This is a genomic window from Actinomycetota bacterium (assembly GCA_036280995.1).
Taxonomy (GTDB): domain Bacteria; phylum Actinomycetota; class CALGFH01; order CALGFH01; family CALGFH01; genus CALGFH01.
Window position 1 is genome coordinate 1 of the sequence record DASUPQ010000679.1, and the last position, 2,668, is coordinate 2,668.

Consider the following 2,668-nt stretch of genomic DNA (forward strand, 5'->3'; position numbering starts at 1 on the left):
CTGGATCCGATAGCTGAACTCCCCCCCACCGGGATCGGGGCCTGGGTCTCATGGGGGACCCCGTCATAGCGGTTCTCCAGCCGCAACCCATGCCAGTGCACGGTCGTGTCCAGATCCCCCTGGTTGACCACATGGACCACGACCTCGCTGCCCTGGCCGACCTTGAGGGTCGGGCCCGGGACCAAACCGTTGTCGCCCAACATCCGCACTATGGTCTCCCCCAGCCGCTTGGCCACCGGCCCCACCCGCAGCTCCAGGGTGTCGCCGGAGGCCAGCGCCAACAGCTGGGGCCGCCCAGCCTCAGCCAACCCCGACGGATCAGTCGGGAAGGACTCGGCTGGCGTCGGTAGGTCGGGTCGAGTGTGGTGTTGCATGGTTCCTGCCCTCTTGGTCGTGCCTCTAGCCAAGGTCCCACTCAGACATCCAGGTCGCGTCTGCTGCTCCTTGATGGTTGCGCTCGAGCAACAGTGACATGTCCAGGGTTCTGACCAGGACCCGATCAGCCCCCATGCGGTGCGACCCTTGTCCGCTACTGCGGTTCCTTGGGATGAGGGCGCCGTGTCACCGAGCTACCGGCGACGCAAGAAAAGCAAGCGCCGCAGGCCGTCGACCTCGTCGGGGACAAGCTGATCCGCATCGACCCGAACAACGGCAGCCAGATGGTGCTCGCCCAGGGCAGCCCGCTGGCCGGGATCCGCAGCGTCGCCGTGGTCGGCGGGTAGCCGGCTCGATCCGCTCGCGGTGAACTCGGGCGCCGGTATGTCGGCGTGCGGTGCACGAGGTCAACATGGCTGTGGGTCGCTGTCGAGCGGTCGAGCCCGCTGATGTTCCCGTGCAGGCCGATGCCTGCTCCGAATTGTGAGCCCACGATCATCCCCGGACGGCGGCGGTTGACCGGCGTGCTCGCCCTGCCGCGGGTGCGGGTCAGTCAGGGGCTGTATCCAACCAGTGGCCGGTAGCTGTGTACCTGCTGGGGTGCTGGGCGAAGGCGCCGGCGCACCCCAGCGAGCAGAAGCAGTACTCGACACCCTGGTGGGTGAGCCGGCCCGCACTGTGCCAGGGGTCGACCGCCATCCGGCACACCGGGTCGATCGGCAGCCCAGCGGAGCTCCGGGCCCCTTGGCGGACCGCCGCATACACCGGGACCGGCTCAGCGACATTGCGGAACGCCCGACGGCCGCGATCGCGCAACTCCACGCCCTCCACGTCGCCACACGCGGCCCGTGTGGCAGCGGTCAGCAGTGCCTCGCCCCCGGAGGCGGCCGCCGACACCCGGGCCGCCAGGTTGACCGTTGCCCCGAACCAGTCGCCCCCGCGCTCCACCGCCGGGCCGGTGTGCATCCCCACCCGGACCAGGGGGAAGCCATGCTGGGCGCCGATATCGTGCACGATGCGCAGGCCGAGCCGGATCGCCGCCGCGGCGTCGCCGGCTCGGAGCATCAGCGCATCACCGATGGTCTTGACCTCCTGGGCCTGATGGGCGGCCAGCAGCCGGCGCACGGCTATACAGAACCCGCCGACCAGGTCGACGGCCTGCTCGTCCCCGTGGGCCTCGGTCAAGGCGGTGAAGCCCGAGAGATCCGCGAACAGGAACGTCTGCACTGCCAGCTCCGACTGCTGTGCCATCCGCCACCGAACCTAGGTCGACCAACCGACCATAGGATGATGGGTGTTGTCATCCGGGCCAAGAAGGCTGCAGAGCGGGCCATAGTTGGCGACTTCACCTGCCTATGCAGGCCGCGGCCACGCCGTTGTCCAGAGGCCGTCCCGCGGATGCCTGTCCTGTTCATACTGGCCCTGCTGGCTCGTCTAGGCGCTATAGCGATGGGGTAGCAACCACCTCGGCACGCACAACCGACACAAAAGGACAGACGATGGCAGCTCAGGAGCAGAAGACGGTGGCGTTCGTGCTCTACCCCGGGCTGACCCTGCTGGATCTGGTCGGCCCGCTGCAGGTCTTCGCCAGCCTGCGGCAGTTCAACGACCAGTACCGGCCAGTGGTGGTGGCCGAGCGGCTCGAGCCCATGGCCACCGACGGCCCGCTCACCGTGACCGCCGACCGCACCCTCGCCGACGTGCCCGACCCGACGGTGGTGATCGTCCCTGGCGGGGACGCACCGACCATCAAGGCCATGGGCGACCCGGCCATCCGCGAGTATCTGCGCCACGCCGCCCAGACGGCGCCGGTGGTCGGGTCGGTGTGCACCGGCGCCCTGGTCCTGGCCGCGGCCGGGCTGCTGGAGGGCCGCCAGGCCACCACCCACTGGGCCTATCACCGGCTGCTGGAACGCCTGGGCGCCACCTACCTGCCCAAGCGGTGGGTGGAGGACGGCACGTTCATCACCTCGGCCGGGGTGTCGGCCGGCATCGACATGGCCCTGGCCCTGGTCGCCCGCCTCAGCGACGAGCCGACCGCCCGGATGGTCCAGCTGGCGATCGAGTACGACCCCCACCCACCGTTCGGGGGCATCGACTGGAGCCAGGTGGACCGGGACATCTACGAGCCGATGCTGGGTCCCATGGTCCAACAGCAGCTGGCCGACCGACCCGAGCTCCTGGCCAAGCTCAGCGGCTGAGCCGACACGCGACAACAGGGATGGCCTTCGGCCCGTCCGGGTCAAGTGGCACGAGGCAGCCGGGCCAATGGGCCCTATGCCGAACACGGCCG

3 protein-coding genes are annotated in these 2,668 nt (G+C 69.5%); 1 reads left to right on the forward strand and 2 read right to left on the reverse strand.

The window, feature by feature from the left end; translation table 11 throughout:
- Positions 1 to 308 (reverse strand): multicopper oxidase domain-containing protein (locus tag VF468_23000; protein HEX5881158.1); only part of this gene is annotated, 308 nt, incomplete at its 3' end.
- 616 nt (positions 309 to 924) lie between these two features.
- The gene (locus VF468_23005; protein HEX5881159.1) at positions 925 to 1,626 is read right to left on the reverse strand and encodes an adenylate/guanylate cyclase domain-containing protein; all 702 of its coding nucleotides are present in this window, start codon (positions 1,624 to 1,626) and stop codon (positions 925 to 927) included.
- Positions 1,627 to 1,874: 248 nt separating this feature from the next.
- Here VF468_23005 and VF468_23010 point away from each other — a divergent pair, with 248 nt between their 5' ends.
- On the forward strand, positions 1,875 to 2,576 hold the full coding sequence (locus tag VF468_23010) for a DJ-1/PfpI family protein (GenBank protein ID HEX5881160.1): 702 nt from the start codon (positions 1,875 to 1,877) through the stop codon (positions 2,574 to 2,576).
- Positions 2,577 to 2,668: the final 92 nt, after the last annotated feature.